Origin of the sequence: Collinsella aerofaciens, assembly GCF_039758965.1 — a bacterium.
Taxonomy (GTDB): Bacteria; Actinomycetota; Coriobacteriia; order Coriobacteriales; family Coriobacteriaceae; genus Collinsella; species Collinsella aerofaciens_BR.
Window position 1 is genome coordinate 73,650 of record NZ_JBDMSL010000002.1, and the last position, 25,923, is coordinate 99,572.

A 25,923-nucleotide genomic window follows, 5' to 3' on the forward strand; every position below is an offset into this window, starting at 1 on the left:
ATTAAGCCTCCTCGGTCTTGCTCAGACCACCAAACCTACGGTCACGGCCCTGATAGGCCAAAATGGCGTCGACAAGACCCCAACGATCAAAGTCGGGCCAATAGGTATCGGTGACGTAGAATTCGGAATAAGCCACCTGCCACAGCAGATAGTTCGAAAGGCGCAGCTCACCAGAAGTGCGAATCACAAGCTCAGGATCGGGAAGGCCAGCGGTATAGAGGTGGGAAGCCACCATGTCGTCATCAATTGCGGCAGGATCGATCTTACCGGCGGCAGCGTCGAGTGCGATCTGACGGACAGCGCGGGTAATCTCGGCACGCGCGCCGTAGTTGACGGCAAGCGCCAGCGTCATGCCGGTGTGATTGGCGCACTCGGCAAGACCTCGCTCAAAGACATCGCGGGTCTTCTTAGGCAGTGCGGAAATATCGCCCAAAAAGACAACGCGAACGTTTTCGCGCTTAAGCAGCGGCAACTCATCGATAAACGTCTTAGCAAACAAATGCATCAAAACGTTGACCTCGTGCTGCGGACGATTCCAGTTTTCGGTGGAAAACGCATAGGCCGAAAGGACGTCGACACCCAAGCGCACGCATGCGGTAATGATCTCGCGCAGGGAGACGATACCCGCTTTGTGGCCCTCGGTGCGTGCAAGACCGCGCGACGTGGCCCAACGACCGTTACCGTCCATGATGCACGAGATATGGTGCGGAATGTTATTGAGGTCAAGGTCGGAAAAACCGACGCCCGCAGGGGCGTCGGCAAAGTACTCGACCAGTTTATGCTCGTCGTATTGCACCTTAGATCTCCATGACCTCGGCTTCTTTTTCCTTCAGAAGCTCCTCGACCTTGGCGACATACTCATCAGTGTGCTTCTGGACCTTGGCCTGCTCGCGACGGACATCGTCCTCGGTGAGCTCCTCATCGCGCTCGAGCTTGTTGTTGAAGTCGCGACGGATGTTACGGATAGACACCTTGGCCTGCTCGGCGTACTCACGGCACTCCTTGACGAGCTCGCGACGGCGCTCCTCGGTGGGAGCCGGGAACGGCAGACGAACGACGGTGCCATCGGAGTTGGGGGTAATACCCAGATCGGAAGCGCCGATGGCCTTGACGATAGCGTTGATAAGCGCCTTGTCCCACGGCTCGATGAGCAGCATGTGGGCCTCGGGGGTCTTGACGGCGGCAATCTGCGTGACCGGCGTGGGAACACCATAATAATCGACGGTGATGTCGGACAGAATGTTGGCATTGGCGCGGCCGGTACGGACCTTGGAGAAGTTATGCTTGAGGGACTCGAGCGACTTGTCCATATGGGCGGTGATGTTCTCTGCCATGCTTAATCCTCCTGATAGACGAGCGTGCCGACGGGCTCACCCGAAAGCGCGCGCTTGACGGTGTCCTCGCCATCGATGTTGAGGACCAAAATCGGCATACGGTTATCCTGGCACAGAGCCGTAGCCGTGGAATCCATAACCTGCAGGCCGCGGACGAGCACCTCGTGATAGGTAATCTTGTCAAAACGGACGGCATCGGCGCACTTGACGGGATCCTTGTCGTAGATGCCGTCAACCTTGGTGGCTTTAATCAGAATCTCGGCGCCGATCTCGCACGCACGAAGAGCCGCGGCGGTGTCGGTCGTAAAGTACGGATTGCCCGAACCGGCAGCGAAGATGACGACGTTGCCCTTGGATAGATGGTTGATAGCGCGGCGACGAATATAGGGCTCGCAGATCTCGTTCATCTGGATAGCGCTCATCACGCGGCAGGGAACATCGTTATGCTCGAAGGCATCCTGCAGGGCGAGCGCGTTCATAACGGTTGCCAACATGCCCATGTAGTCGGCCTGTGCACGCTCCATGCCACCGGCAGCGCCGGCCATGCCGCGGAAAATATTGCCGCCGCCGACAACGACGCCGACCTCATGGCCAACGGCGAGCAGCTCCTTGACCTGCTTGGCAAGATGGTCGGTAACCTTGGGGTCGATGCCATATTGGCCGTCGCCCATCAGTGCTTCGCCGGAAAGCTTAAGAAGCACGCGTTTATATCGGATGTCGGACAAAGCGATCCTCCTTTAATTAGACTCTCAATATGATATCAAAGGCTCTAAGAAGAGCCATGAAAAAGCAGGCTGTGAGTAAAACCCACAGCCTGCTCATTACCAGCTACAAGAGCTTATTTACTCGCCACGGACCAGACGGTCAAAGGCAACGACGGTAATGGTGTCGCCGAGCTCCTTGGAGACCTGCTCAGCGTACTTCTTGATGGTGAGGGAGCTGTCCTTGATGAACTCCTGCTCGGTGAGCACGGACTGCTTGTAGAACTTCTCCAGACGGCCGACAGCCATCTTCTCCTGGATAGCCTCGGGCTTACCGGACTCGGCAGCCTGAGCCATGTAGATCTGCTTCTCGTGCTCGACGGTCTCGGCCGGAACCTGATCGCGGGTAGCGCAGATCGGGGCGACGGCGGCAACCTGAAGGGCAACGTCGTGAGCGAAGGTCTTGAAGGACTCAGCCTGAGCGGTCTCGGCCTTCTCGAAGGCGAACTCGACGAGGACGCCGATCTTACCACCCATGTGGATGTAAGAAGCGAGCGCGCCGTTCTCAGCCTTACGGGCAGCGAAGCGGGAGATCTTCATGTTCTCGCCCATGATGTGAATCATCTCGGTGAGCTCGGAGGAAACGGTCTCCTCGCCCATCGGCTTCTCGAGCAGAGCGTCGACGTCAGCAGGCTCGGTGGTAGCGACAACCTCAGCGACCTTGGAAGCAAAGCCAGTGAACTTGGCGTTGGAGCCAACGAAGTCGGTCTCGCAGGAGAGCTCGAGCAGAGCGCCGGTCTTGCCATCCTCGGAGACGAACGCGGCGACAGCGCCCTCGTTGGTCTCACGGCCAGCCTTCTTGGCAGCCTTGGCAAGGCCGTTCTTACGCAGAACGTCGACAGCGGCGTCCATGTCGCCGTCAGCCTCGACGAGAGCCTTCTTGCACTCCATCATCGGGGAGTCGGTCATCTCGCGGAGCTGCTTGACCATAGCGGCGGTAATCTGGGCCATTGTGGTTCCTTTCAAAGAGATGAAAAAGAATTAACTAAGACTGATTTACTCGGCCTTGGGCTCAGCGGCCATCTCGGCCTCGGAGACCTGCTCCTTACCAGAGCCAGCGAGGCAGGCGTCAGCCATGAGCTCGCACATAAGGGTGACAGCGGAGATAGCGTCATCGTTGCAGGGGATGCCGTACTCGACCTCGTCGGGATCGGAGTTGGTGTCGATCAGGGCGACGACGGGGATGTTCAGGCGCTGAGCCTCCTTGATGGCGTTCTCCTCGCGCTTGGTGTCGATGACGAAGAGAGCCTGGGGCAGACCCTTCATGTCGCGGGCGCCACCGAGGTTGGTCTGGAGCTTAGTGAGCTCCTTGCCGAGAACAGCCTGCTCCTTCTTGGGCAGAACAGCCATGCGGCCGTCCTCGACCATGGCCTCGAGCTCCTCCATGCGGTTGATGCGGGAGCGGATGGTGACGAAGTTGGTCAGCATACCGCCGAGCCAACGCTGGTTGATGTAAGGCATGTTGGCGCGCTCAGCAGCGTTCTTGACGGCCTCCTGAGCCTGCTTCTTGGTGCCGACGAACAGCACGTTGCCACCCTTGGCGACGTTCTTGACGAAGGTGTAGGCCTGGTCGGCGTCGAGGATGGTCTGCTTGAGGTCGAGGATGTAGATGCCGTTGCGCTCACCGAAGATGAACGGCTTCATCTTGGGGTTCCAGCGACGGGTCTGGTGACCGAAGTGGCAGCCGGCCTCGAGCAGGGTGCGGATATTAATCTTGGTAGCCATGTTAAACCTCCTGTGGTTTGCCTCCGCGCGGGGTCATCCTCCAAAACCAACCCGGACATGTGCTACCAAAGCCCGGGCACCACGGTATGAAGTAGCCGCGCGTGCGTGATAAAAACATGTTGCCGTGAAGCAACCCGATGAATGATAGCAGGAATGCATCTTCCTGCCAACCCGCAATCAAAACCACACACCTGAGTGCGGCGCGGGACGTCCCAGCCACTATTCGCCGCGGGGATGGGCTTGAGCCACAGCCCGCTTAAGCCGATCGGGTGTGAGATGCGTGTAGATCTGCGTCGTGGACAGGCTCGCATGACCCAGCAGCTCTTGAACCGAGCGCAGGTCCGCACCGCCCTCGAGCAAGTCGGTCGCAAAGGTATGGCGCATCGCATGCGGGGCGATGTCGGCCGGAATGCCGGCGAGCGTCGCCAGCGTATGGAACCGCCGCCGGAGCATGGCGGCGCTCATGCGATTGCCGTGCGCCGATATAAGCAGCGGATGCGGCCCGGTAGCGAGGTCAAGGCGCTTTGCACGAGAGAGCAACTCCGGCCTCCCCTCCTCAATATAGAGACGCGTCACTTCGAGCGCACGACGATACAGAGGGACGATACGTTCCTTGCCCCCCTTGCCCCACAGGCGCAGCGTGCATTCGGACCAAGCGATGGACTCCACATTGAGTGCCGCGAGCTCAGAGATACGGGCGCCGGATGCATAGAGCAGCTCGAGCATCGCCGCATCGCGCAGTCCCGCGGGCGTCGAGGTATCAGGCGTCTTGAGCAGCGCCTCGACCTGCTGGGTCGTAAGGACGCCCGGCAGGTCACGCGGCAGCTTGGGCGATGCGATAGCCGAGACCGCATCACCCTCGACAATCCCCTCGGCAGCCATCCAGCGATAGAGAGATCGGATAGCCGACAGGTGCGCCGCAAGCGTTCGGGGAGCCACCTGCTCACGCGAAAGCTCGGCAAGATAGCGACGAATGGTGCGCACGTCGGCAGCGAAAGCATCAATATCCTCGCGCTCGCACCAGGCAGCAAAGCGCTCTAGCCTCGAGCCATAGGCCGTCACCGTGTTGGGAGAAAGCCCCTCGACGCGTGCGATATAGGCGATAAACGAGTCGACGGTGTCGTACAGGTCAAAGGCTATGACCGGTCGCCTCCAAACAAGTCGGAGCGCGTGGCCAAGTAGGCATCAAGGGCCTCGAGGGCGCGATCCGCATAAGCCTGATAGCGGTCGCGTTTGCTGCGGCGCTTACCATCCTCGAGTGGCGGCACCAGGCCAAAGTTGACATGCATAGGCTGATAGCCCACGGTGGCAGGATCGGTCGCATAGCCCACGAGCGCACCCAGGGCGCCCACACGCGGCAACTCGACGCCCGCGGCACCGATAGCCTCGGCATAGGTGTTGAGCGCCGCGAGCAGACCTGTCGCCACGGCTTCCATGTACCCCTCGGTGCCGGTGATCTGACCGGCCAGGCGCACGCCGGTACCGGGCACGGCAAAGGTGCCATCGAGCACGTGAGGGGCGTCGACAAAGGTATTGCGGTGCATGACACCGTAGCGGAAGAACTCAGCGTTCTCCAGGCCCGGCACCATATGGAAGACGCGCTTCTGCTCGCCAAAGGTCAAGTTGGTCTGGAAGCCCACCAGGTTATAGGCGGTCTTCTCCTTGTTCTCGGCACGCAGCTGAATCGCCGCCCAGGGGCGACGTCCGGTACGCGGGTCGGTGAGGCCGACGGGCTTCATGGCGCCAAAGCGAATGGCGTCCTTGCCGGTGCGCGCAACTTCCTCGGCAGGCTGGCAGGCCTGGAACAGATCGCCGCCCTCAAAGTCTTTGAGCACCACGCGGTCGGCCGTGGTAAGCGCCTCGATAAAGGCCTCGTACTCCTCCTTATTGAGCGGAGCGTTGAGATAGTCGCCGCTCCCCTGCTCCTCGTAGCGCGACTGCGAGAACAACACGTCCATATCGAGCGTGGAGGCATCGACGATCGGCGCCGCCGCATCAAAGAATGCCAGGGCATCGCCACCGACGAGCTTCATAACCTCTTCGCTCAGCGCCGGTGAACACAGCGGGCCCGCGGCAATGACCACGTGACCCTCGGGAATCTGCGTGACCTCGCCGTGCACGACCTCGATATTGGGACGAGCGGCAACCTCGGCCTCGACAAGCTCGGAAAACTTGACGCGGTCGACCGCCAAGGCGCCACCGGCGGGAACAGCCGCGCGATGGGCGCAATCGAGCAGGACTGAACCCATGCGCTCAAGCTCGGCCTTCAGCAAACCAGCCGCGGAATCCGGACGGGTCGACTTAAACGAATTGGAGCAGACGAGCTCTGCCAGATGATCGGTATGGTGGGCCGGGGAGCTCACCTGGGGGCGCATCTCGCACAGCTTTACGGCAAACCCGCGATCTGCCAGCTGGATCGCGCACTCCGAACCCGCCAGACCGCCACCGATAACCGTCACCTGATCGAACTGCATCTGCAAACACCTTTCTAATTGACACGTTTTCCATTGTGACCGAAGGGTGTCTGGGCGTGAAGGGCAAACTTGGAGGGCGCATACCTTCCATCCATCATGCGCTCGATAAGGCCCTCGAGTTCAAGCGAACCCAAGAGTTTGAGTACGCCGACAGCATCGAGCGAGACGAGCGCCGCGATGTCGTCGACCTTGAGTGGAGAGGCGATGAGCGCATGCATCACGGTCTGCTGCGTTGGATCCAGGTCGGCAATGCCGGGAGCATCGGGGCGCGAGTAGCGCAGGGTGCCGTAGATGCGTGAGATAGCCATCTCGATAGATTCCTCGTCGATGATGCAGCAGGCACCGTTCGCAATGAGGTAATTCGTGCCACGCGACTCGGGCGATAGGATCGACCCCGGCACGGCAAGAAGTTCGCGCCCCAAATCCATAGCAGCCTCGGCTGTAGAAAACGTGCCGGAAGGCATACCTGCCTCGGATACAAAGAGGGCTTGCGACAGGGCCGCGATCACGCGATTGCGGCGCGGAAAGGCGAACTTGCGCGGACCCATGCCCCACGGAGAGATCGACACGACCGCGCCGCCCGTATCAAGCGTGCGAGTAATAAGCCCCGCGCTCGAACGCGGGTAGACCACGTCGGCGCCCGTCCCCAGCACCACGACGTGTTTGCCGCCGGCGTTGACCGCAGCCCAACCCGAGGCCTGGTCACAACCGACCGCGCCGCCCGAAACAACCGTCACGCCCGCCTCGACCGCCACCTTCGCCGCAAGCTCTGCCACGGCAAGACCATACGGCGAGGCCTTTCGCGCACCGATGATGGAGAGCGCGGGCGTCGAAAGCGCCTCGGGGTTGCCGCGCACATAGAGCGTCTGAGGTACATCAGAAAGCTCCAAAACGGTCTCGGGATACAACGCGTCACCTGGATGCAGCTCGAAGGTCCCCTCAGCCATCATTGGTCCCTCCTTCCCTGGTACATCGCCGCCTCGAGCACGTGGTCCTGCGTCACCTGCTCGCTCTCGGCGACATCTGCGATCGTGCGCGCAATGCGAACAAGGCGCACGATGCCACGCCCTGTGAGATGTGTGCGCTTCGACAGGCCGAGCACACACTTCTCCGCCGCATCATCGAGCTCAAAGGTCGAAACGACGCCGTCAATGGACCGTGTCTCGTCATCCTCGGCCTCGGCATCCGCATCGTCCATACGGGACTCGCGCCAGGCGCGAAAGGCGCGACCGCGCACAACGTAGTCACGTAACTCGGCCGACGACATACCCTCCGCGCCCTCGATAATCACCTGAGGGTCGGGACGGGTCACATCGATCATCATGTCGATACGGTCGGCCAAAGGACCGCGCAGTTTAGACCGATAGCGCTCGACCATCGCCGCCGAGCAGCGACACGGTACCTCGCGATCGCCCAAAAAGCCGCAGGGGCAGGGATTGCTCGCAGCCAGCAGCTGAAAGCGCGACGGGAAGGAAAAAGCCCCGTCGACGCGTACGATCCTGACGTAGCCGCGTTCGATAGGCTGACGCAGCGTCTGCAGCACACCCGTGGGAAACTCGGCAAGCTCGTCCAAAAATAGCACGCCGCCATGAGCAAGGCTGATCTCACCCGGGTGCACCGGGCGTCCGCCGCCGATAAGGCCTGCGGTCGAAATACTGTGATGGGGACTGCGGAAGGGCCGGTGCCCCGCCAACAAGCCATCAATGTTCTCGCCCAAAACCGAATGGATGCACAGCGCCTCCTGTTGATCCTCGACGGAAAGCTCGGGCAGGATGCCGGTCATACGGCGTGCGAGCATCGTCTTGCCCGATCCCGGGGACCCAATCATGAGCAAGCCGAGTTCTCCTGCCGCCGCAAGCGCCATGCCGCGTTTAGCGACTTCCTGCCCCAGCACGTCTGCATAGTCGAGCTCGGGCTCAAAGGTCGCCTCGACACCCTCGGAATCCAAGTAGTGCCGTGCGGCATCGCCCATGCCGTGAGCAAGCTGAGACAGATGGTCGATAAAGCCGCAATCCACGCCCGCGAGTGGCACATGCTGGTCGGACCTGCCGGCGATAAAAGACAGCCCCATGTCGCGAGCCAATAGCTGAAACGCCACCTCGCCTTTGACAGGAAGCACCGTGCCGTCCAAGCCGAGCTCGCCGGCGATAAGACAACGATCGAGGTTGTCGCGGGGAATCTGACCATCGGCCGCTAGAACCGCGATGGCGATGGGCAGATCAAAGCCGCTACCGGTCTTGCGAATATCGCCGGGCGCCAGATTGACCGTAATGCCCGAGCGCGGGATCTCAAAGCCGGCCGAGCGCATCGCACAGCGAATACGACCACGTGACTCCATCACCTCCATACTCGGGATGCCGAGCATCTGAATGCCCGGAACGCCGCCGGCAAGCGAGACCTCGACCGTGACGTGAATCGCCTCGACACCGCGGATGCAGGCCGCGTGAACGGCAAACGTCTCGAACGCCATCACGACACCTGCCAATCGAACGCGTTGTACTGATGCTCGATCTCGGCGATATGCCCGCCGCGAATGGTGACACCCACTGCATCGAAGCGGATCGCCTTGAGCGGATAGTGCTCCATGAGATAGCAACTTGCGATACGGCGATACCGACGCTGCTTTTGGGCATCCACGGCCTCCTCGGGAAAGACCCGCGTGGTGCAATCCAGGGCGACGCGCCTGGTCTTGACCTCGGCCATCACCACGACATCGTCAAGCTCATCGAGCAGCACCAGATCGGCTTCGCCCTCGGTGCAACGATAACCCTGCTCCAGCAAGGTGTAGCCGCGCTCGTTAAAGTAGTCGATGGTGATCAGCTCGCCCAGCATGCCCAGCTCACGGGGACTGAGTCCCTTGATAAACTCGGGCGTCATCGCCCCGCAGTCGAGCTCGCCGTTTTCCCAACGCTCCTTGAGCTGCTGCGTCTTGCTCTTTTTGCTTGCGGCACTCATGGGGTCTCCTTTCCCGCACACTGCATTGCCCCGATGATGAGGGCACCTTTCATGCGGGTAAGTACAGGAAGCAAACCAAAAGCTGACCAAATGCCGTCAAAAAACGGGCCGTACGCAGCAATGGTGTTGCATACGGCCCGCTACCAGCAGGTTTATAAAACCCCAGAGGTCCCTGTCTCCACAATTGGCCTAGAAAAGGCGCTCAGTCTGCAGAAAGTTTCCGCAAAAGCTCACGCGGTGCAGCGGACAAAGTCCATGTTTGCGAATGGCCTCGATATGCTCGGGGCTTGCATAGCCCTTCGACTCGGCCAGATGGTACTCGGGGTACTCGGCGTCGTACTCGACCATCATCTCGTCACGCGTGACCTTGGCCATGATGGACGCCGCGGCGATGCAGGCGATCTTGGCATCGCCCTTCACCACATCGCGCTCGTTAGGAACGGCGCCCAAGGGGTTGCCATCCATAAGCACGCAATCGGGCTCGAGCCCTGTATCGGCCACGGCGCCTGCAACGGCGGTACGGATAGCACGGGCCATGCCCATCTCATCGATATCCTTAGGCGCGATATGGCAAAAACCGATCGCCGTCGCCACCTCGGCAATCTTCACTGAGAGCAACTCGCGGCGCGCCGGCGTGAGCTTTTTGGAATCGTTGATGCCCCAGACGCGCGGCTCCATAGGAAGGCAGACAGCGCATACCGTCAAAGGACCGGCCACCGATCCGCGACCCACCTCGTCGACACCAACGACCACCCCATCGCCGCCAAGCTCATGCATAAGCTCGTACATGTCATTGACGCGCTCGCGCTCGGCAAGCTCTTTGGCATGGCGTTTGAGGGCGCGTTCGCAAGCCTTGATCACCTGCTGGCGCGGATCCTCGCGATAATGCTCCACGAGGGCGGGAATCTCCTCAAACGTAGCGCTCGCCAGCTCGCCAGCAACTTGCGATGCCGAAACCGAGCTCGTCATATTGGCCATACCAGGCCCTCCTTGCATGCAAATCGGATAAAAAGAAGGGCCACCCGAAGGTGACCCTTACGTCCAAACGAGTGGACAGACGCTGCGATCTTCTTAGCGCTTCTCGGGGATGCGAGCAGCCTTGCCCACCTTGTCGCGGAGGTAGTACAGCTTGGCGCGACGGACGCGACCATGACGAACGACCTCGAGCTTGGCGATCTTGGGGCTGTGAAGCGGGAAGGTACGCTCAACACCGACACCGAAGGACATCTTGCGGACGGTGAAAGTCTCGCGGGCACCGGCGCCGGCCATGCGGATGACGTCGCCCTGGAAGACCTGGATGCGCTCGCGGTCGCCTTCCTTAATGCGGTAGTGAACCTTGACGTTGTCGGCGACGCGAACCTGAGGAATGTCCTCGCGGATCTGCTGACGCTCGATTGCGCGGATGTAATCCATGTGCAATTCCTTACTCTTCTAGAGGTGCCGTACCACCTTGGCCGGCACGTAGTTGAACAAACGTATTCGAGTATACACGCGCGGGTTTCTGCTGCAAGAACTATTTTTTACGCAGACAAAAAGACAAAACCCGCACATGATAACCGCCAGCCTCACGAATGAGACGGGCGGCATGAAGGGGGCTACGCTAGGCGTCTAAACCCAAAACGTTAGGCGGAACGCTTGCCCTCGAGCTTGGCCTGAGCGGCAGCCAGGCGTGCGAGGGGCACGCGGTAGGGCGAGCAGGACACGTAGTCCACGTCGGCCACGTTAAACAGGCCTTTGATGGACTTGGGGTCGCCGCCGTGCTCGCCGCACACGCCAAAGTGCATGTCGGGGTTGGTGGCGCGACCCTTCTCGACGGCCATACGCACCAGCTCGAGCACCGCTGTGTCGATGGTCTCGAAGGGATTGTCCTTCAAGATCTTCTTATGCATGTACAGCGGGATGAACTTAGCCTCGGCGTCATCACGCGAGAAACCGAAGGTCGTCTGGGTGAGGTCGTTGGTGCCAAAGCAGAAGAAGTCTGCGTGATGGGCGATCTCATCAGCGACCATGCAGGCGCGCGGCAGCTCGAGCATCGTGCCCACGGGAATATTGAGCTCGACGCCCTCTTCGTCGGAAACCTCGGCGATCACGCGCTCGATAACCTCGCGGGTCTGAACATGCTCGGCCGTAATGGAAACGAGCGGGACCATAATCTCGGGACGCGGATCGACGCCCTCCTTGATGAGGCGAGCGGCAGCCGTGGCGACGGAGCGGACCTGCATGAGCGGCAGATCGCTAAAGACGATGGACAGGCGCACGCCGCGTAGGCCGAGCATCGGGTTGGACTCGACCATGCCGTCGATACGACGCAGGCGGGCGCGCAGGACGGCAAGCTCTTCCTCGCTGGCGCCAGCGGCTTCCTTCTTGGTGATGGCGACCTCGAGCTCGCGAGGATTATCCAGGAACTCATGAAGCGGCGGATCGAGCAGGCGGACGACCACATCGCGACCGGACATGGTCTTGAACATCGCCAGGAAGTCCTCGGTCTGAACCTTGAGCAGGTCGGCCAGGGCCTGCTGCTTCACGGCCTCATCGTCAGACAGGATAAAGCTCTGGATGATGTTCTTGCGGTCGCCCAGGAACATGTGCTCGGTGCGGCACAGGCCGATGGCCTCGGCGCCAAACTCGAGCGCGAGCGCGGCATCCTCGGGGTTGTCGGCATTAACGCGCACATGGTTGGCATGGCCACCGGTCTCGTCCAGGCGAATCTCGTCGGCCCAGGATAGGATGGTGTCCAGATCGCCGGTGAGCTCGGCGGAGACCAGGTCAACGGCGCCGTCGACGACGATACCCTGGGTGCCGTCGATGGAGATAACGTCGCCCTCGTGCAGCACGCGGTCGCTGCCCTCGATGCGCACGACCTTCTCGGCGGCGTCGATATGGAAGCGCTCAACGCCACAGACGCAGGGCGTACCCATGCCGCGGGCGATAACGGCGGCATGGCTCGTCTTGCCACCGTGGCTGGTCAGGATGCCCTCGGCGGCTACCATGCCCTTCAGGTCATCGGGGTTGGTCTCCCAGCGAACCAGAATGACCTTGTGGCCCTCGTTGGCGCGCGCGACGGCGTCGTCGCTCGAGAACACGACCTCGCCCACGGCGGCACCGGGGCTGGCGTTCAGACCGCTGGCCAGCGTCTCGTACTTCTTGGAGGCGTCAAACTGCGGGTGCAGGAGTTGGTCGAGCTGCGCGGGATCGATGCGGCTCACGGCCTCCTCGCGGGTGATCAGGCCCTCCTCGACCATTTCGATAGCGATGCGCAGGGCGGCGGTGGCGGTGCGCTTGCCCACGCGGGTCTGGAGCATCCAGAGCTTGCCCTGCTCGATGGTGAACTCGATATCGCACATATCGCGATAATGATCCTCGAGCGTCAGGAACACGCGCTCGAGCTCCTCACCTGCGGACTCGAGGCCCGGGGTGGTCTTGAGGTCGGCGATGGGCTCGGTGTTGCGGATACCGGCGACGACGTCCTCGCCCTGAGCATTAACCAAAAAGTCACCGTAGAACTCCTTGGTGCCGTCGGCCGGATTACGCGTAAAGGCGACGCCTGTCGCAGAGGTCTCGCCCTTGTTGCCAAAGGCCATGGCCTGCACGTTGACGGCGGTGCCGAGGTCGTCGGAAATGCCATGCTGCTTGCGGTAGATGCAGGCACGCTCGTTCATCCAGCTGCCAAAGACGGCCTGAATTGCAAGGCGTAGCTGAAGCTCCGGGTCGTGCGGGAAAACGGGCTTGCCGTCAGCGACCTCGAGCTCGGGATACAGGGAGGCATCGACGTTCTCGGAGAAGATGCCCTTAAAGGTCTCGACGAGTTCCTGCAGGTCCTCGGCCGAAAGCTCGGAATCGATGCGAACGCCGGCGACCAGACGGGCCTGGGTCAGGGCGTTCTCGAACAGGTCGGCGTCAACGCCCATGACGACATTGGAAAACATCTGGATAAAGCGGCGGTAGCTATCCCAGGCAAAACGCGGGTTCTGCGTCTGCGCGATGAGGCCCTGGACGGAATCGTTATTGAGGCCCAAGTTGAGGACCGTGTCCATCATGCCGGGCATGGAGAACGGAGCGCCCGAACGAACCGACACGAGCAGCGGGTCGTTGGCGTCACCGAGCTTCTTGCCGCAGCGGGCCTCGAGGTCCGCCTCGGCAGCAACGATCTCATCGAGTGCGTCTTCGGGCCAGACGTTGCCGGCACCGGAGTACTCGACACAGGTCTGGCAGGTAATGGTAAAGCCACCGGGAACCGGCAGGCCGATACGACTCATCTCGGCAAGGTTAGCGCCCTTGCCACCAAGCACGAAGTTCATGGACTTGTCTCCCTCGGTGACACAGGTGCCCTGGGCGTCGGTTCCAAAACGGTAAACCCTCTTGCAATCGCTCACGATACTTCCCCTTCCATGCACTTACGCGCACGACCGTGGTAACGAATCGACCCGCCAGATGCGGGCCGTGAGGGAACTATACGGCGGGTTTTGAGCAGGCTTAAGCAGAGGATGCGCGGTTTGGTAAACGTGCTAAAACTGGCGGTAAACGGTAGGTAAAGGTGGTTACATTATGAAGATACCACTGTAAGAACGTGCAGGTCAGATGCGATATTTTTGCTAAATCGCTTTATCAAAATGCTGCTACTATTAGGCTCGACGGGCGGCGCGGCGGGCACGGGCTTCTTGGATTTCCTCCAAGTGGCTAATGATCTCGGCAGCGCTTTCTTCGATGGCCTTGCCGTCGGTACGCACCACAAAGCAGCCTAGGCGCTTCATGAGCGCACGGGCTTCCTCGAGCTCGCTGTGCACGCTCTCGGGCTCGGCATAGGAGCCGGCAACGGCACGAGCGTAGTCATCGCCCAAGCGGCTATCGCGAATTTCGGAAATCACATCGACGGTCGAAATCAGGCCGAACAGGCGCATCGGGTCGACCTCGTAAATCGACTTGGGCGGCTCCATGCCATGCGCCAGTGGGACATTGGCGACCTTGTAGCCCTGATAGGCCAAATACATCGACAGCGGCGTCTTGGACGTACGCGATACGCCCAGCAGCACGATATCGGCTCCCGACAGATCGTCGCAGCCGCGCCCGTCATCGTGCTCAACGAAATACTCCATGGCCTCGATGCGATGGAAATAGCGGTCATCGGTCTTGTGAATCACACCCGCGACGCCCTTGGGCGGCACACCGATGAGCGACGACAGCACGGCAAGCGTCGGGCCAATCAGGTCGACCGAACGAATATGCAGCATGCCCAGGTAATCGAGCACGCGGGCGCGAAGCGCCGGATCGACAATGGTGTGGAACACGGCAATATCGCGATGGTCGGCATCGACGCGCGGGCCCACAAACGACTCCACCTGCTCCACCGAGGTCACCTTGGGCAGGCGCAAGAGAAGAAAAGCCCCTTCATCAAATTGCCCGGACGCCGCAAGCACCACCTCACAAGCGGTATCACCGAGCGAGTCGGAGATAACGATAACGGTGGGACGAGCGGTGACCGGGCAATCCATGCGGGGCTCCTTTAGCGCTTATGCGCAGGCTGGCTTACTTTTTGCGGGCAAGCTCACCGATGTTGGCGATGCCGGAGAAAACGGCCTCGAAGCGGTTGAGCAGCTTAAGGCGATTATCGCGGAGCTGCTCGTCCTTGTCCATGACCATGACCTCATCGAAGAAGCGGTCGATGGGCGCGCGCAGGGCGGCAAGGGCGGCAAATGCGGCCGGGTAATCCTCGGCAGCAAGGGCGGCATCGACAGCGGTCTGAGCAGCCTCGGAGGCATCGGCAAGCGCGAGCTCGACCTCGCCCATCAGGCCGCGGTCGTACTCCGCACCCAGCTCGGGCTTGGAGATGTGTGCGGCGCGGGCATAGGCGGTCGCAAGGTTGTCGAACGTCTCGGCGTCGTTCTTGCGGGCCTCGTCGAGGGCGGCGCAGCGGGCGAAGAAGACGGACGGGGCGATGATGTGCACCGCGGAGACGGCGGCAACGGTATCGGCCGGGATCTTTTCGTCGCGGGCCATGCTCACCAGGCGGCCATGGAAGAAGTCGCGAACCTGCTGGGCGGCCTTGGCGGCGTCGAACTCAATGCCCAGCTCGCTATAGAGCTCGAGGGCGAAGTCGATGAGCGACGTGGGGTCGATCGGCAGACGGTCGCGCAGGATGTTGATGATGCCGATAGCGGCACGACGCAGCGCGTAGGGGTCGGAGGAGCCGGTCGGGGGCTCGCCAATGGCAAAGATACCGGCGATGGTATCGAGCTTGTCGGCGCAGGCCACGATGCAGCCAGCGGTGCCCTCGGGCAGCTCGTCACCGGCAAAGCGGGGACGATAATGATCGCGAATGGCGTGGGCAACCTCGTCGTTCTCCCCCATCGCGGTGGCGTAGTAACCGCCCATCACGCCCTGCTGGCTCGTGAACTCGACGACGGCGTTGGATACCAAGTCGGCCTTGCACAGGTGCGCGGCGCGAGCGGCATCGGCGGCCAGGTGGGCGCCCAGATGGGCCTCGCGAGCGATGGCAAGCGCGAGTTGCTCAATGCGCTCGGACTTGGCGAGCACGCTACCGAGCTTCTCCTGGAAGGCAACCTTGGCCAGACGCTCACGGAACTCGTCGAGGGAGATCTTCAGGTCCTCCTCGTAGAAGAACTTTGCGTCGTCCAGACGGGCGCGCACGACGCGCTCGTTGCCGTCGATCACGCGCTCGGCGTTCTCGGGCTTGCTGTTGGAGACGACCACGAACTCACGCGTGAGCTTGCCCTCGCCGTCATAGATCGGGAAGTAACGCTGGTTGGTGAGCATGGACTCGCAGATGATCTCGTGCGGGACCTTGAGGAACTCCTCATCGAAGGTACCGACGAGCACCGTCGGCCACTCGCAGAGGTTAATGACCTCCTCGAAGACCTTCTTGGGCGTGTCGACATGACAGCCGGGGCGAGCGGCCTCGACCTCGGCGATGCCGGCTAGGATGGCCTCGCGACGACGCTCGGCAGAAAGCACGCCGGCGTCCTCGAGCACCTGCTCATAAACAGCGGGGCTGGCAACAACATGGTCGCCAGGGCCAAGTACGCGATGACCGCGCGTGGTGTTGCCGCTCGTCACGTCGGCAAACGACACGGGCACAACATCCTCGCCCAAAAGGCAGCAGACCCAGCGGACCGGACGAACAAAGGTCGCATGCTCGTGACCCCAGCGCTGGCTGCGGTAGTTGGGCCACTGCAGGCCGGCGATGGTCTTCTCGCACAGAGCGGTCAGAATCGGCGTAGCCGGTGCGGAGGGAATGTTCTTCTCGGCGAACACATACTCGCGACCGTCAGTGTCCTCGCGACGGACCAGGTCCTCGGCAGCCACACCGCACTTGCGGGCAAAGCCCTGGGCGGCCTTGGTGGCGTTACCGTCAGCGTCGAAGGCAATGTTGGCCGCGGGGCCACGCTTGACCTCATGGACTTCATCGGTCGCGGTGGCGACGTTAGCCACGAGCGCAGCCAGGCGGCGCGGGCTCGAGATCACACGGACCTCGCCGTGGGCCAGACCGGCCTCGTCGAGACCCTTGGCAATCATGGAGCCAAGCTGCTTGACGGCATTGTTCAGCGGCGCGGAGGGCATCTCCTCCGTACCGATCTCAAACAGGAAATCCTTAGCGTCTGCCATGGCTTACGCCACCTCGCCTTCCTGGTCGGCATTCTCGTTGACTCCGGCGACCTCGGCCATGTAGGCCTCGCAGCACGCCTTGGCGACGGCGCGGACGCGCAGGATGTAGTTGGCACGCTCGACCGCGGACAGGGCGCCGCGAGCATCGAGCAGGTTGAAAGCGTGGCTGCACTTCATGACGCAGTCATATGCCGGCAGCGGCAGCTTGCGCTCCAGGCAGGAATGGCACTCGGCCTCGTAGTCGTCAAACTTCTGACGCATCATCTCGACGTTGGCGACCTCAAAGTTATAGGCACTGAACTCGCGCTCGTTCTCGAGGAACACGTCGCCGTAGGTCATGGGCGTGCCGTCGGGCAGGTAGCTCCACACCAGGTCGTAGACCGAGTTGACGCCCTGGGCGTACATGGCGATACGCTCCAGGCCGTAGGTAATCTCAACGGGCACGGGGTCGACCTCGATGCCTCCCACCTGCTGGAAGTACGTAAACTGCGTGACCTCCATGCCATTGAGCCAGACCTCCCAGCCAAGGCCCCAGGCGCCAAGGGTCGGGCTCTCCCAGTCATCCTCGACAAAGCGGACGTCATGGTCGTTGGGATCCAGACCGATAGCGGCAAGAGACCCCAGGTAGAGCTCCTGGGCGTTAACCGGAGAAGGCTTGATGAGCACCTGGAACTGATAGTAGTGCTGCATGCGGTTGGGGTTCTCGCCGTAGCGGCCGTCGGCGGGACGGCGGCAGGGCTGCGCATAGCAGGTGCGCCACTCGGCGGGACCGAGCGAGCGCAGCGTGGTCGCGGTATGGAAGGTACCGGCACCGACCTCGGAGTCATAGGGCTGCATAATGACGCAGCCCTGCTCGCCCCAGTACTGCTGGAGGCGCAGGATGATGTCTTGGAAGGAAAGCGATGAAGCGTTCATGCCTCTAATATCCCCTCGTCGAAACGATTACACGGTTAGGTACTGTACTATAGCGGTTTTTAGTCGATAGCGCCGATGCGGTTGAGCGGCCAGTAGCGCACAAGCGCCACAGCGATCAAATCAGAGCGATCGACGGGACCAAAGTAGCGTGAGTCGGCAGAGTTTTCGCGGTTGTCGCCCATCACCCACACGCACCCGTCGGGAACGGTGTAGGGATAGCTTACCTGAGCACCGGGCGCTTGGACCGAAAGTGGCCAGCTCATGCCCGTCGTATAGTCCTCGTCGAGCGCTTGGCCGTCAACGACCACCTTGCCATCCTGCAGGTCGACCGTCTGGCCGGCCGTGGCAATAACACGCTTGACAAGAACATCATGCTCGGAGGTGCCATCGGGGTTGTGAAACACCACGATATCGCCCTGCTTGACGGGCTGACCGAGCTCGAGGCTCACCTTTTGTGCCAGGATCTGGTCGCCAATCTCGATCGTGGACTCCATGGAGCCGGTGGGCACCACAAAGGGCTCGACCACAAACGAGCGAATCAAGAAGGTGGCGACCAGTGCGATCGCGATGACCGCGATCCACTCAAAAGCGCCCCTCAACGCGGAATGCTGCGATGGAACCATTCTCACTCCTCGCTCTGCGAATACGAAGCGTCCAGAATCTCCTGCGCGTAAGCACGCTCCTCGGGCGTGAGCCGCGCTGTCTCAATCAGATCGGGACGCCAACGACAGGTGCGCTCGATGGCGTTCTTACGACGCCAAGCGTCAACTTTGGCGTGATCGCCACTCACGAGCACAGGAGGCACGCCCTCGCCGTTGAACTCGGCAGGACGAGTGTACTGCGCGTACTCGAGCAGGCCTCCGTCCTCGGCGGTCGAGAACGACTCGTCCACGTTGCTCATCTCGTCGCCCAAGGCGCCGGGGATGAGGCGTACGACGGCATCGGCAACGACCATGGCAGGCAGCTCGCCGCCCGTAAGCACGTAGTCGCCGATCGACAGACGCTCATCGGCATACGCATACGCACGCTCGTCGACGCCCTCGTAGCGACTGCACACAAACAACAGGCGCTCACTTTTGAGCAGGCGCTCGGCCACATGCTGCGTAAAGGGCTCGCCACAGGGGGTAAAGAACACCACAGTAGGCTTGGGACCCTCTGCGCTAATGGCCTCGATGGCCTCTGCGATAGGCTCGACCTTCATGAGCATGCCCTGCCCGCCGCCGTACGGCTCGTCATCGACGGTACGATGGCGGTCGTGCGTCCAGTCGCGCAGGTTATACGCCTTAAAATCAAAAAGGCCGGCCTTGCGGGCGCGGCCCAAAATCGACGTGGACATGACGGGCTCAAACATCTCGGGAAAGACCGAAAGGGTCTCGATCAGCATGTTGTCCTCCCTACTTGTCCATATCGATCAGGCCGTCCATAACGTGGACGGAAATTGTTCCTGTGTCGGGAAGATCGAGCACGACCTGCTCGATCACGGGAATCAGTACCTCGCCGTACCGATCACCCTCGACAACCCAAACATCGTTAGCGGGCGTCGACATAATCTCGACGATCGTGCCGAGCGAACCGAAGCGCTCGTCGACCACCTCGCGACCCATCAGGTCGGTATAGGCAGCGTCGAGCGAATCGAGCTCAAAGTCGTCACGATTTGCCAGCACATAGCATCCCGTGATGCCCTCGGCGGCCGTCAAGTCGTCAATGCCCTCAAACGAGACCAGATCGCCATCGCCCGTATCGGTGACGGACACGACCGTGCAAAAGCGGTCGCGCTTGAGCGCCGGCGGCGTCAGGGCGACGCGCATACCCGGCTCTAATACAGAAGGAAGCCCCCGCAGCGGCTGCGCGAGGACCTCCCCCTTCCTTCCGTGCGGCTTGACCACACGGGCGATGTTTTTGTACTGGGACCTCAAGGTCCTAGCCCAGAACCTCTACCTCGACAGCAGTGTCGAGGCGAGCGGCCAGTGCACGGGCGAGCGTGCGAATGGCCTTGATGGTACGGCCACGACGGCCGATGACCTTAGCGACGTCATCCTCGGCGACCGAAACCTCAATCGTAGAGGCGTCGTCACCATCGATGACCTCAAGGCTCACGGAATCCGGGTCGTCGACGATCTGAACAACGAGATATTCGACGAGATCGGCGATGCGATCTGAGAGCATTGCCTCACCCTCGAGCTGTGCAGCGTCAACCTCAGGCACGATTTACTCCTCGGCGCCCTCAGCGGCCTCAGCGGCAGCCTTAGCGGCCTCGGCCTCTTTGGCGAGCTGCTTCTTGGACTTCTTGACGACGGTCTCGGTCTTCTCGCCCTCGTTGGCGGCCTTGACCAGAGCGGCGACGGCGTCGGTGAGCTGAGCGCCCTTGGACTGCCAGTCAGCGATCTTCTCGAGGTCGAGGTTGATGGTCTTGGGGGCGGTCATCGGGTTGTAGCGGCCAACCTCCTCGATGATACGACCGTCACGCGGGGCGCGGGAATCGGCGACGACGACACGGTAGTACGGACGCTTCTTAGCGCCGTGACGAGCAAGGCGAATCTTGACTGCCAAAGGAAACTCCTCCAACCAAGCAGCTTTAGGCTGCAACTACAAACAAACAGTTGAACATAATACGCCATCGACGCGGGCAGGTGAAGTCCGTGAGACCAACTTCTTCGGTGTAGTCGAGGGCAAATCCATATCTTAGACAAGAATTCGCGATTTGCAAGCGCATCCACGCACCCCACATGAGCTGCGCGGTATACTCATGACATGGAAAGACGCGAACATACATACGGTTATGAGGATGCTGCGGGCGTTACGCCGCCGCCCTGGACGGGTCCGGCGGTGGGCCTGATGGACCTCGATGCATTTTTTGCGAGCGTGGAGATGCTCGATCATCCCGAATGGCGCGGAAAGCCGCTCATCGTGGGCGGAGACGCCGAGTCGCGCGGCGTCGTGTCCACGTGTTCGTACGAGGCGCGTCGCTTTGGCGTGCATTCTGCCATGGCCTCGGCCGAGGCGCGGCGCCTGTGCCCGCAGGCCATTTGGACGCACGGACACTTTGATCGCTACCGCGAGGTGAGCGCGCAGGTCATGGCGATCCTTGCCGATGAGACACCGCGCGTGGAGCGTGTGTCCATCGACGAGGCCTTTATCGATATCACACCGGGTCGCTTTGCGCCCGAAGACCCGCTGCTGGTTGCGCGGCGTATAAGCGACCGCGTGGCAGCGCTGGGAGTGACCTGCTCCATTGGCGTGGGCTGCAACAAGACGGTCGCAAAGATCGCAAGCGAGCGGGATAAGCCGTTTGGGCTGACCATCGTGCGCCCCGGAACCGAGCAGCGCTTTTTGGCCGCGCTGCCGGTATCTGCCATGAGCGGCATCGGGCGCTCGGCCGAGGAGCGACTGCGCCGCATGCGCATCTACACCCTCGGCGAGCTATCACGTGCACCGGAATCCACCTTGGCCTCTATTTTTGGCGTCAACGGCGAACGCATGCGCCAGCGTGCGCTGGGACTCGAAATCTCCGAAGTCACGAGTCTCGATGAAGAGCGCGAGGTCAAGTCGGTCAGCAATGAACGCACCTTTGCTAAAGATTTGACTGAGCGTGGGGATATCGAGGCGGCGATTGCGCTGCTGGGCGAGTCGGTTGGGCGCCGCCTGCGCCGTCAGGGGCTGACGGGCGCCACGGTGACGCTCAAGCTCAAATACTCTTACGGCAGCGGACACACGGCACAGCGCCGCTTGCCCCACCCCACCGACGACGAAAATATCTTTGTGGCCGTAGCGCTCGAGCTGCTCGACAAGATCTGGCAGAAAGGTATGCACGTGCGTCTGGCGGGTATCGGCATGAGCGACTTCAACCACCAAGGCGGTATCCAAACTGACCTGTTCTGCGAGATTGATGACCGCGGAGCCCAATCCAGCGACCGCCGCGACCTCTCCGTCGCCATCGACGCCGTCCGAGACAAATTCGGCGACACCGCCCTATCCTTCGGCCGCCAATCCCGCTTCAACGATTAACCGCCTTTGGGCAAAAAGAAAGCCGGGCAGCTGCAGGTAGTGCAACTGCCCGGCGAACGGTAAAGGGTAGTTCAAGAGAGGCCCCGGCCCAAATAAGGTCCTAGAGGAGGTTGAGGGGGAGCTGGGGAGCGTCGCCCCAGAGCTTCTCGAGACGATAGAAGTCGCGTGTCTCGGGGGTGAAGACGTGGACGACGACCGAGCCGTAGTCCATGAGCATCCAGGTCTTCTGCTCGCGACCCTCGATGGAGAACGGGTGCTCACCGCAAGCCTCGGCGACCTTCTCCTCGATCTCATCAACGATAGAATCGACCTGACGGTTATTGGTACCGGTGGCGAGCACAAAGTAGTCGCACACGTCGGAGAGCTCGGTCAGATCGAGCACCTGCACGTCCTCGCCCTTCTTGTCGTAGGCGGCCTGCGCGGCGGCGCGGGCGACATCCTCGGCTGCGACACCGCTCGCGGACAGCGAAGCGGCGGTACGGTCGGACGTGGCAACGAAGCTCTTGTGCTCCACACCTTCAAGAATCTGCTCGTCGGTCATGGTCTCGTCGGCCATGGAATACCTCTTTCTAGACAGCCCGAGCTAGCGCAGCTGGGCGTAATGGTTGTAAATCGTAATAGCCGTGGGATAAAGATAGCGCCCGGACTGGATCACGTAGACCAGACCCTGCGCAAAACAGGAGAAGAACAACTCGTCAAGTGTCGACTCCCCAACCATCTTGCGCAGCGCGTGGGCATAATCACCATGGCGGTTGGGCTCGATGGCATCGGCCACAAAGACCACCATATCGAGCGGCGTCATGTCGCAGGCGCCCACGGTGTGACGGTCGACAGCCTGAAAGACCGCCGGCGACAGCTCGGGAAATAGCTGCGGAAGCTCATAGGCGGCGACCGGGCCATGCAAAAGCGGCGTCGCGGCAGACGGAGAGCCGGCAATCTTAATGCCGTAATGCAGAGCGCGCGTGACCAGCTCGTCGTCGGAGAGTACCTTGTCCCAGTCGTGAATCAGGCCGGCGGCGGCGGCATCAAAGCGGTCGACACCGTATACCTCGGCTAGGCGCAGCGCAGTCTCGGCAACCCCGAGCGAATGAACGTAGCGCTTGCGTTTATCCTTCATGCGCACATCGAGCAGCTCTTGAATGCGCTTGAGCAGCGCGCGCTCATCGCCCTCAAACTGATCCTCTACCGACAACGTAGACCCCCATCACTCAAAATCTTCTTGACCCAGATCGGCATACAGCCCGCGTTTGCGAATATAGCCAAGCACGGACTCGCTCGTAAGATAGCGCACGCTCATGCCACGGGCAACTCGCTTACGAATGTTGGTCGAACTAATCGCCAGCGCCGGAATCTGGATATAGCGCACGTCGAATGGCAGCCCCGATTCCTTAATCCGTGCCCGGGCCGTATCGATGTCAAAGCCGGGACGCGTCGCCGCAATAAACGTGGCAAGCTCGGCGATTCGGTTCGCATCATGCCAGGTCACAATATCGATAATCGCATCGGCACCCGTAATAAAGTAGAGCTTTACCTGTGGCGGGTAAAAGTCGCGAAGGGCATGAAGCGTATCGGCCGTATAGGTCACGCCCGGACGATCGATCTCGAAACGGCTCGCCAAAAAAGCCGGATTCGCAGCGGTGGCGAGGACCGTCATGGCATAACGGTCCTCGGCGGGCGTCACCGGTTTGTCGAGCTTAAAGGCGGGAGAGCCGGCCGGCATAAAGAGCACGGCGTCCAAGTCGAGCGACTCGCGCGCCTGCTCGGCGGTAACCAAGTGCCCGTAATGTATCGGGTCGAAGGTGCCACCCATAATGCCAAGCCGAAACTCCTGCCCATCCTTGATAGGCAGCTCAGGCAGACCAATTCCACCGCGCAGCGACATGACTTACTCGCCCTCCGGGGTCTCGACATCGTCCGCGACTTCTGCCGCATCGACAATCTCAACGCCATCGTCCGCAACATCGGCTACGTCAATAACCTCAACGTCTGCTTCCTCGAGATCCTCCTCGTACTCCGAGAAGTCCTCGGCGCCCTCAAAGTCAAAGGCGCGCTGGCAAATGCGTACCTCGTCGCCCGCACGGCAGCCGGCCTTCTCGAGCGCGTCGTCAACACCCATGCGCGCAAACTTATGCTGCAGGTAGATGACGGCTTCCTCGTTTTCCCAGTCGGTCTGGATGACCATACGCTCGATGGCGCGACCGACCACGCGGAAGGCATGGGGCTCTTCTTGAACAATGCGGAAACGCTTCTCACGCTGCAGGCGGCGGCGCTCCCACTCATCGTCGCGCAGATCGACCGGCTCATCGGAGACAGCCAACTCGGCGCGTAGCTTAGCTACCTGCTCGCCCACGGCAAGCATCAGCGTGTTGAGGCCGGCGCCCGTCACAGCAGACACGGCAAAGAACATATGTCCATCGTCGAGCGCGGCGCGTTTGAGATCGGCAATCTTGTCAGCCGTGCCCGGCGCATCGCACTTGTTGGCGACAACGATCTGCGGACGCTCCGAAAGCTCGGCGCCATATTGCTCGAGCTCGCGGTTAATGATGCGATAGTCCTCGACCGGATCGCGATCCTCAAAACCGCCCGTCATATCGACGACATGCATGATGAGTGCCGTGCGCTCGATGTGGCGCAGGAACTGATGGCCCAGGCCCTTGCCCTCGCTCGCACCCTCGATAAGGCCGGGGACGTCGGCAACGACATAGGAGTACTCGCCGGCACGCACCATACCCAGGTTGGGCACGAGCGTGGTAAACGGATAGTCGGCGATCTTGGGTCGGGCGGCACTCATACGCGCGATAAGCGAGGATTTGCCCACCGAGGGGAAGCCGACGAGCGCGGCATCGGCCATGAGCTTCATCTCGAGCTCAATCCAGTGCTCCTCGGCCGGCTCACCCAGCTGGGCGAACGCGGGCGCGCGGCGCACCGACGTCACAAAGTGCGTATTGCCAAGACCACCGGCGCCACCAGGGGCCACGACAACGCGCTCGCCATCATGCACCAAGTCGGCAATCTCGAACATCGGGGTCTGCGTCTCGGGGTCGAGCTCGCGTACCACGGTGCCCATGGGAACCTTAAGAATCAGGTCCTCGCCGCTCTTGCCGTTGCGGCGGGCACCCTGACCGTGCGTTCCACGCTCGGCACGAAAGTGATGCTTAAAGCGGTAGTCGATCAGCGAAGACAGCTGAGCATCGGCCTGGATGACGACATTGCCGCCACGACCGCCGTCGCCGCCATCGGGGCCACCCTTGGGGACAAAGGCCTCGCGCCTAAACGACATGCATCCGGCACCGCCGTCGCCGCCGCACACGTTAATGCGGCTGATATCGGTGAACTGTGACAACAGAATCGCCTCCTACAAAAAAGAGGGAGACCCTTGAATCCTAAAACTCAAGTGCCTCCCACATATGTGCTCTATGAAGGGTGAATTACGCGTTCGCGAGCGGGCGTACGCTGACCCTGTGCTTGATACCCTTGTGGAACTCAACGGTACCGTCGACCAGCGCGAACAGCGTGTCGTCCTTGCCACGGCCAACGTTCTCACCCGGGTGGATGTGCGTGCCGTGCTGACGGACGAGAATCGTGCCCGTGGTTACCGTCTGGCCGGCGAAGCGCTTCGTGCCAAGGCGCTGACCGCGGGAGTCACGGCCATTACGGGAGGAACCGAGTCCTTTTTTGTGTGCCATTGTGTATACCTACTCTTTCGTTACGAGTGTAATCTACTCGGCGACGGGAGCCTCGGCAACAGCCTCGGCCTCTGCCTTGACAGCCTTCTTGGCGCGGGACGTAGCCTGGACCTTCACGATCTTCAGCTTGGTGAGCTGCTGACGGTGACCCTTCAGACGACGATAGCGCTTACGCTTGTGGAACTTGAAGACCAGCTGCTTCTCGCCCTTGAACTGCTCAACGATCTGAGCGGTAACCTTGGCCTTGGCCAGCTTGTCGGGATCGGTGACGATCTTCTTACCATCGTTGAGGAAGATGACCGGCAGGGTGACCTTGTCGCCCTCATTGCCCTCGATCTTCTCGACGGTGATGACATCGTCGGTGGCGACCTTGTACTGCTTGCCGCCCGTGTTAACGATTGCGTACATGTTTACTTGCCCTTCATGCATCAGTTAGTGCAACAGCCGA

At 61.2% G+C, this 25,923-nt stretch carries 28 protein-coding genes; 1 reads left to right on the plus strand and 27 read right to left on the minus strand.

From position 1 onward, the window contains the following. Position 1: 1 nt before the first annotated feature. The 21 genes from uppS to rpsP all read right to left on the minus strand — a co-directional run bounded on the left by uppS (position 2) and on the right by rpsP (position 20,334). Positions 2–796, minus strand: coding sequence for an undecaprenyl pyrophosphate synthase (gene uppS / locus ABHU32_RS01060; RefSeq protein WP_195520377.1), 795 nt, complete (start codon positions 794–796; stop codon positions 2–4). Position 797: 1 nt separating this feature from the next. Then, a complete protein-coding gene (gene frr / locus ABHU32_RS01065; RefSeq protein ID WP_089573404.1) occupies positions 798–1,334 on the minus strand; it encodes a ribosome recycling factor in 537 nt (178 codons plus the stop codon). Positions 1,335–1,336: 2 nt separating this feature from the next. After that, positions 1,337–2,059, minus strand: coding sequence for a UMP kinase (gene pyrH / locus ABHU32_RS01070; protein ID WP_035138557.1), 723 nt, complete (start codon positions 2,057–2,059; stop codon positions 1,337–1,339). A gap of 117 nt (positions 2,060–2,176) precedes the next feature. Beyond that, a complete protein-coding gene (tsf, locus tag ABHU32_RS01075; protein ID WP_022094736.1) occupies positions 2,177–3,046 on the minus strand; it encodes a translation elongation factor Ts in 870 nt (289 codons plus the stop codon). Between the two features lie 45 nt (positions 3,047–3,091). Continuing rightward, positions 3,092–3,820 carry a 30S ribosomal protein S2 gene (gene rpsB / locus ABHU32_RS01080; protein WP_006236109.1) on the minus strand — a complete coding sequence of 243 codons (729 nt, stop codon included), beginning with the start codon at positions 3,818–3,820 and terminating at the stop codon, positions 3,092–3,094. Positions 3,821–4,039: 219 nt separating this feature from the next. Beyond that, a complete protein-coding gene (locus ABHU32_RS01085; protein ID WP_346978576.1) occupies positions 4,040–4,960 on the minus strand; it encodes a tyrosine recombinase in 921 nt (306 codons plus the stop codon). Then, on the minus strand, positions 4,957–6,294 hold the full coding sequence (gene trmFO / locus ABHU32_RS01090; protein ID WP_260698842.1) for a methylenetetrahydrofolate--tRNA-(uracil(54)-C(5))-methyltransferase (FADH(2)-oxidizing) TrmFO: 1,338 nt from the start codon (positions 6,292–6,294) through the stop codon (positions 4,957–4,959). The genes ABHU32_RS01085 and trmFO overlap by 4 nt, the downstream gene beginning before the upstream one ends. Positions 6,295–6,308: 14 nt before the next feature. Continuing rightward, a complete protein-coding gene (locus ABHU32_RS01095; RefSeq protein WP_346978542.1) occupies positions 6,309–7,244 on the minus strand; it encodes a DNA-processing protein DprA in 936 nt (311 codons plus the stop codon). After that, entirely contained in the window at positions 7,241–8,764 is a 1,524-nt protein-coding gene (locus ABHU32_RS01100) for a YifB family Mg chelatase-like AAA ATPase (protein ID WP_346978543.1), read from the minus strand. The genes ABHU32_RS01095 and ABHU32_RS01100 overlap by 4 nt, the downstream gene beginning before the upstream one ends. After that, positions 8,764–9,249, minus strand: a complete 486-nt coding sequence (locus ABHU32_RS01105; protein WP_055285132.1) for a YraN family protein — start codon at positions 9,247–9,249, stop codon at positions 8,764–8,766. The genes ABHU32_RS01100 and ABHU32_RS01105 overlap by 1 nt, the downstream gene beginning before the upstream one ends. Positions 9,250–9,438: 189 nt before the next feature. Beyond that, on the minus strand, positions 9,439–10,227 hold the full coding sequence (gene rnhB / locus ABHU32_RS01110) for a ribonuclease HII (RefSeq protein WP_055250018.1): 789 nt from the start codon (positions 10,225–10,227) through the stop codon (positions 9,439–9,441). Between the two features lie 93 nt (positions 10,228–10,320). Beyond that, complete coding sequence (gene rplS, locus ABHU32_RS01115; protein ID WP_006236098.1) at positions 10,321–10,662, minus strand: 50S ribosomal protein L19; 342 nt, start codon at positions 10,660–10,662, stop codon at positions 10,321–10,323. Positions 10,663–10,871: 209 nt separating this feature from the next. Next, complete coding sequence (gene ppdK, locus ABHU32_RS01120; protein WP_346978544.1) at positions 10,872–13,622, minus strand: pyruvate, phosphate dikinase; 2,751 nt, start codon at positions 13,620–13,622, stop codon at positions 10,872–10,874. Positions 13,623–13,871: 249 nt separating this feature from the next. After that, positions 13,872–14,738, minus strand: coding sequence for a pyruvate, water dikinase regulatory protein (locus ABHU32_RS01125; RefSeq protein ID WP_161115629.1), 867 nt, complete (start codon positions 14,736–14,738; stop codon positions 13,872–13,874). A gap of 34 nt (positions 14,739–14,772) precedes the next feature. Further along, entirely contained in the window at positions 14,773–16,869 is a 2,097-nt protein-coding gene (gene glyS / locus ABHU32_RS01130; protein ID WP_346978546.1) for a glycine--tRNA ligase subunit beta, read from the minus strand. 3 nt (positions 16,870–16,872) lie between these two features. Next, complete coding sequence (locus ABHU32_RS01135) at positions 16,873–17,784, minus strand: glycine--tRNA ligase subunit alpha (RefSeq protein ID WP_006236091.1); 912 nt, start codon at positions 17,782–17,784, stop codon at positions 16,873–16,875. A gap of 59 nt (positions 17,785–17,843) precedes the next feature. Then, positions 17,844–18,407 carry a signal peptidase I gene (gene lepB, locus ABHU32_RS01140; RefSeq protein ID WP_035138578.1) on the minus strand — a complete coding sequence of 188 codons (564 nt, stop codon included), beginning with the start codon at positions 18,405–18,407 and terminating at the stop codon, positions 17,844–17,846. A 2-nt stretch (positions 18,408–18,409) separates the two neighbouring features. After that, positions 18,410–19,168, minus strand: coding sequence for a tRNA (guanosine(37)-N1)-methyltransferase TrmD (gene trmD, locus ABHU32_RS01145; protein WP_055285126.1), 759 nt, complete (start codon positions 19,166–19,168; stop codon positions 18,410–18,412). 10 nt (positions 19,169–19,178) lie between these two features. After that, positions 19,179–19,670 (minus strand): ribosome maturation factor RimM, encoded by a 492-nt coding sequence (rimM, locus tag ABHU32_RS01150; protein WP_226812527.1) that lies wholly within the window; start codon positions 19,668–19,670, stop codon positions 19,179–19,181. Between the two features lie 34 nt (positions 19,671–19,704). Continuing rightward, the gene (locus ABHU32_RS01155) at positions 19,705–19,950 is read right to left on the minus strand and encodes a KH domain-containing protein (RefSeq protein WP_171021534.1); all 246 of its coding nucleotides are present in this window, start codon (positions 19,948–19,950) and stop codon (positions 19,705–19,707) included. Between the two features lie 42 nt (positions 19,951–19,992). Next, positions 19,993–20,334 (minus strand): 30S ribosomal protein S16, encoded by a 342-nt coding sequence (gene rpsP, locus ABHU32_RS01160; protein WP_022094749.1) that lies wholly within the window; start codon positions 20,332–20,334, stop codon positions 19,993–19,995. Between the two features lie 201 nt (positions 20,335–20,535). Here rpsP and dinB point away from each other — a divergent pair, with 201 nt between their 5' ends. Next, the gene (gene dinB, locus ABHU32_RS01165) at positions 20,536–21,789 is read left to right on the plus strand and encodes a DNA polymerase IV (RefSeq protein ID WP_346978547.1); all 1,254 of its coding nucleotides are present in this window, start codon (positions 20,536–20,538) and stop codon (positions 21,787–21,789) included. Between the two features lie 100 nt (positions 21,790–21,889). On the opposite strand, the gene rsfS is transcribed toward dinB, so the two are convergent. From rsfS to rplU, 6 genes are all read right to left on the minus strand, one after another. After that, the gene (gene rsfS, locus ABHU32_RS01170) at positions 21,890–22,345 is read right to left on the minus strand and encodes a ribosome silencing factor (protein WP_346978548.1); all 456 of its coding nucleotides are present in this window, start codon (positions 22,343–22,345) and stop codon (positions 21,890–21,892) included. A 27-nt stretch (positions 22,346–22,372) separates the two neighbouring features. Beyond that, positions 22,373–22,906 (minus strand): bis(5'-nucleosyl)-tetraphosphatase (symmetrical) YqeK, encoded by a 534-nt coding sequence (gene yqeK / locus ABHU32_RS01175; protein ID WP_346978578.1) that lies wholly within the window; start codon positions 22,904–22,906, stop codon positions 22,373–22,375. A gap of 87 nt (positions 22,907–22,993) precedes the next feature. Next, complete coding sequence (nadD, locus tag ABHU32_RS01180; protein ID WP_346978549.1) at positions 22,994–23,671, minus strand: nicotinate-nucleotide adenylyltransferase; 678 nt, start codon at positions 23,669–23,671, stop codon at positions 22,994–22,996. Between the two features lie 3 nt (positions 23,672–23,674). Then, entirely contained in the window at positions 23,675–25,132 is a 1,458-nt protein-coding gene (gene obgE / locus ABHU32_RS01185; RefSeq protein ID WP_346978550.1) for a GTPase ObgE, read from the minus strand. 85 nt (positions 25,133–25,217) lie between these two features. Continuing rightward, positions 25,218–25,475 (minus strand): 50S ribosomal protein L27, encoded by a 258-nt coding sequence (gene rpmA, locus ABHU32_RS01190; RefSeq protein WP_089573443.1) that lies wholly within the window; start codon positions 25,473–25,475, stop codon positions 25,218–25,220. A 33-nt stretch (positions 25,476–25,508) separates the two neighbouring features. Next, entirely contained in the window at positions 25,509–25,883 is a 375-nt protein-coding gene (rplU, locus tag ABHU32_RS01195; RefSeq protein ID WP_035138585.1) for a 50S ribosomal protein L21, read from the minus strand. Positions 25,884–25,923: the final 40 nt, after the last annotated feature.

Excerpts from the sequence above, each read along its gene's own strand:
- yqeK (WP_346978578.1), bottom strand. The coding sequence starts at position 22,906 with ATGAAGGATAAACGCAAGCGCTACGTTCATTCGCTCGGGGTTGCCGAG.
- rsfS (WP_346978548.1), bottom strand. The coding sequence starts at position 22,345 with ATGGCCGACGAGACCATGACCGACGAGCAGATTCTTGAAGGTGTGGAG.
- ABHU32_RS01095 (WP_346978542.1), bottom strand. The coding sequence starts at position 7,244 with ATGATGGCTGAGGGGACCTTCGAGCTGCATCCAGGTGACGCGTTGTAT.
- tsf (WP_022094736.1), bottom strand. The coding sequence starts at position 3,046 with ATGGCCCAGATTACCGCCGCTATGGTCAAGCAGCTCCGCGAGATGACC.
- trmFO (WP_260698842.1), bottom strand. The coding sequence starts at position 6,294 with ATGCAGTTCGATCAGGTGACGGTTATCGGTGGCGGTCTGGCGGGTTCG.
- trmD (WP_055285126.1), bottom strand. The coding sequence starts at position 19,168 with ATGCTGATCGAGACCCTTTCGGTCTTTCCCGAGATGTTTGAGCCCGTC.
- rpmA (WP_089573443.1), bottom strand. The coding sequence starts at position 25,475 with ATGGCACACAAAAAAGGACTCGGTTCCTCCCGTAATGGCCGTGACTCC.
- rnhB (WP_055250018.1), bottom strand. The coding sequence starts at position 10,227 with ATGGCCAATATGACGAGCTCGGTTTCGGCATCGCAAGTTGCTGGCGAG.
- ABHU32_RS01125 (WP_161115629.1), bottom strand. The coding sequence starts at position 14,738 with ATGGATTGCCCGGTCACCGCTCGTCCCACCGTTATCGTTATCTCCGAC.
- ABHU32_RS01100 (WP_346978543.1), bottom strand. The coding sequence starts at position 8,764 with ATGGCGTTCGAGACGTTTGCCGTTCACGCGGCCTGCATCCGCGGTGTC.
- lepB (WP_035138578.1), bottom strand. The coding sequence starts at position 18,407 with ATGGTTCCATCGCAGCATTCCGCGTTGAGGGGCGCTTTTGAGTGGATC.
- dinB (WP_346978547.1), top strand. The coding sequence starts at position 20,536 with ATGGAAAGACGCGAACATACATACGGTTATGAGGATGCTGCGGGCGTT.
- rpsB (WP_006236109.1), bottom strand. The coding sequence starts at position 3,820 with ATGGCTACCAAGATTAATATCCGCACCCTGCTCGAGGCCGGCTGCCAC.
- rplU (WP_035138585.1), bottom strand. The coding sequence starts at position 25,883 with ATGTACGCAATCGTTAACACGGGCGGCAAGCAGTACAAGGTCGCCACC.
- ABHU32_RS01105 (WP_055285132.1), bottom strand. The coding sequence starts at position 9,249 with ATGAGTGCCGCAAGCAAAAAGAGCAAGACGCAGCAGCTCAAGGAGCGT.
- glyS (WP_346978546.1), bottom strand. The coding sequence starts at position 16,869 with ATGGCAGACGCTAAGGATTTCCTGTTTGAGATCGGTACGGAGGAGATG.
- frr (WP_089573404.1), bottom strand. The coding sequence starts at position 1,334 with ATGGCAGAGAACATCACCGCCCATATGGACAAGTCGCTCGAGTCCCTC.
- ABHU32_RS01135 (WP_006236091.1), bottom strand. The coding sequence starts at position 17,784 with ATGAACGCTTCATCGCTTTCCTTCCAAGACATCATCCTGCGCCTCCAG.
- nadD (WP_346978549.1), bottom strand. The coding sequence starts at position 23,671 with ATGTCGCTGCGCGGTGGAATTGGTCTGCCTGAGCTGCCTATCAAGGAT.
- rplS (WP_006236098.1), bottom strand. The coding sequence starts at position 10,662 with ATGGATTACATCCGCGCAATCGAGCGTCAGCAGATCCGCGAGGACATT.
- ABHU32_RS01155 (WP_171021534.1), bottom strand. The coding sequence starts at position 19,950 with ATGCTCTCAGATCGCATCGCCGATCTCGTCGAATATCTCGTTGTTCAG.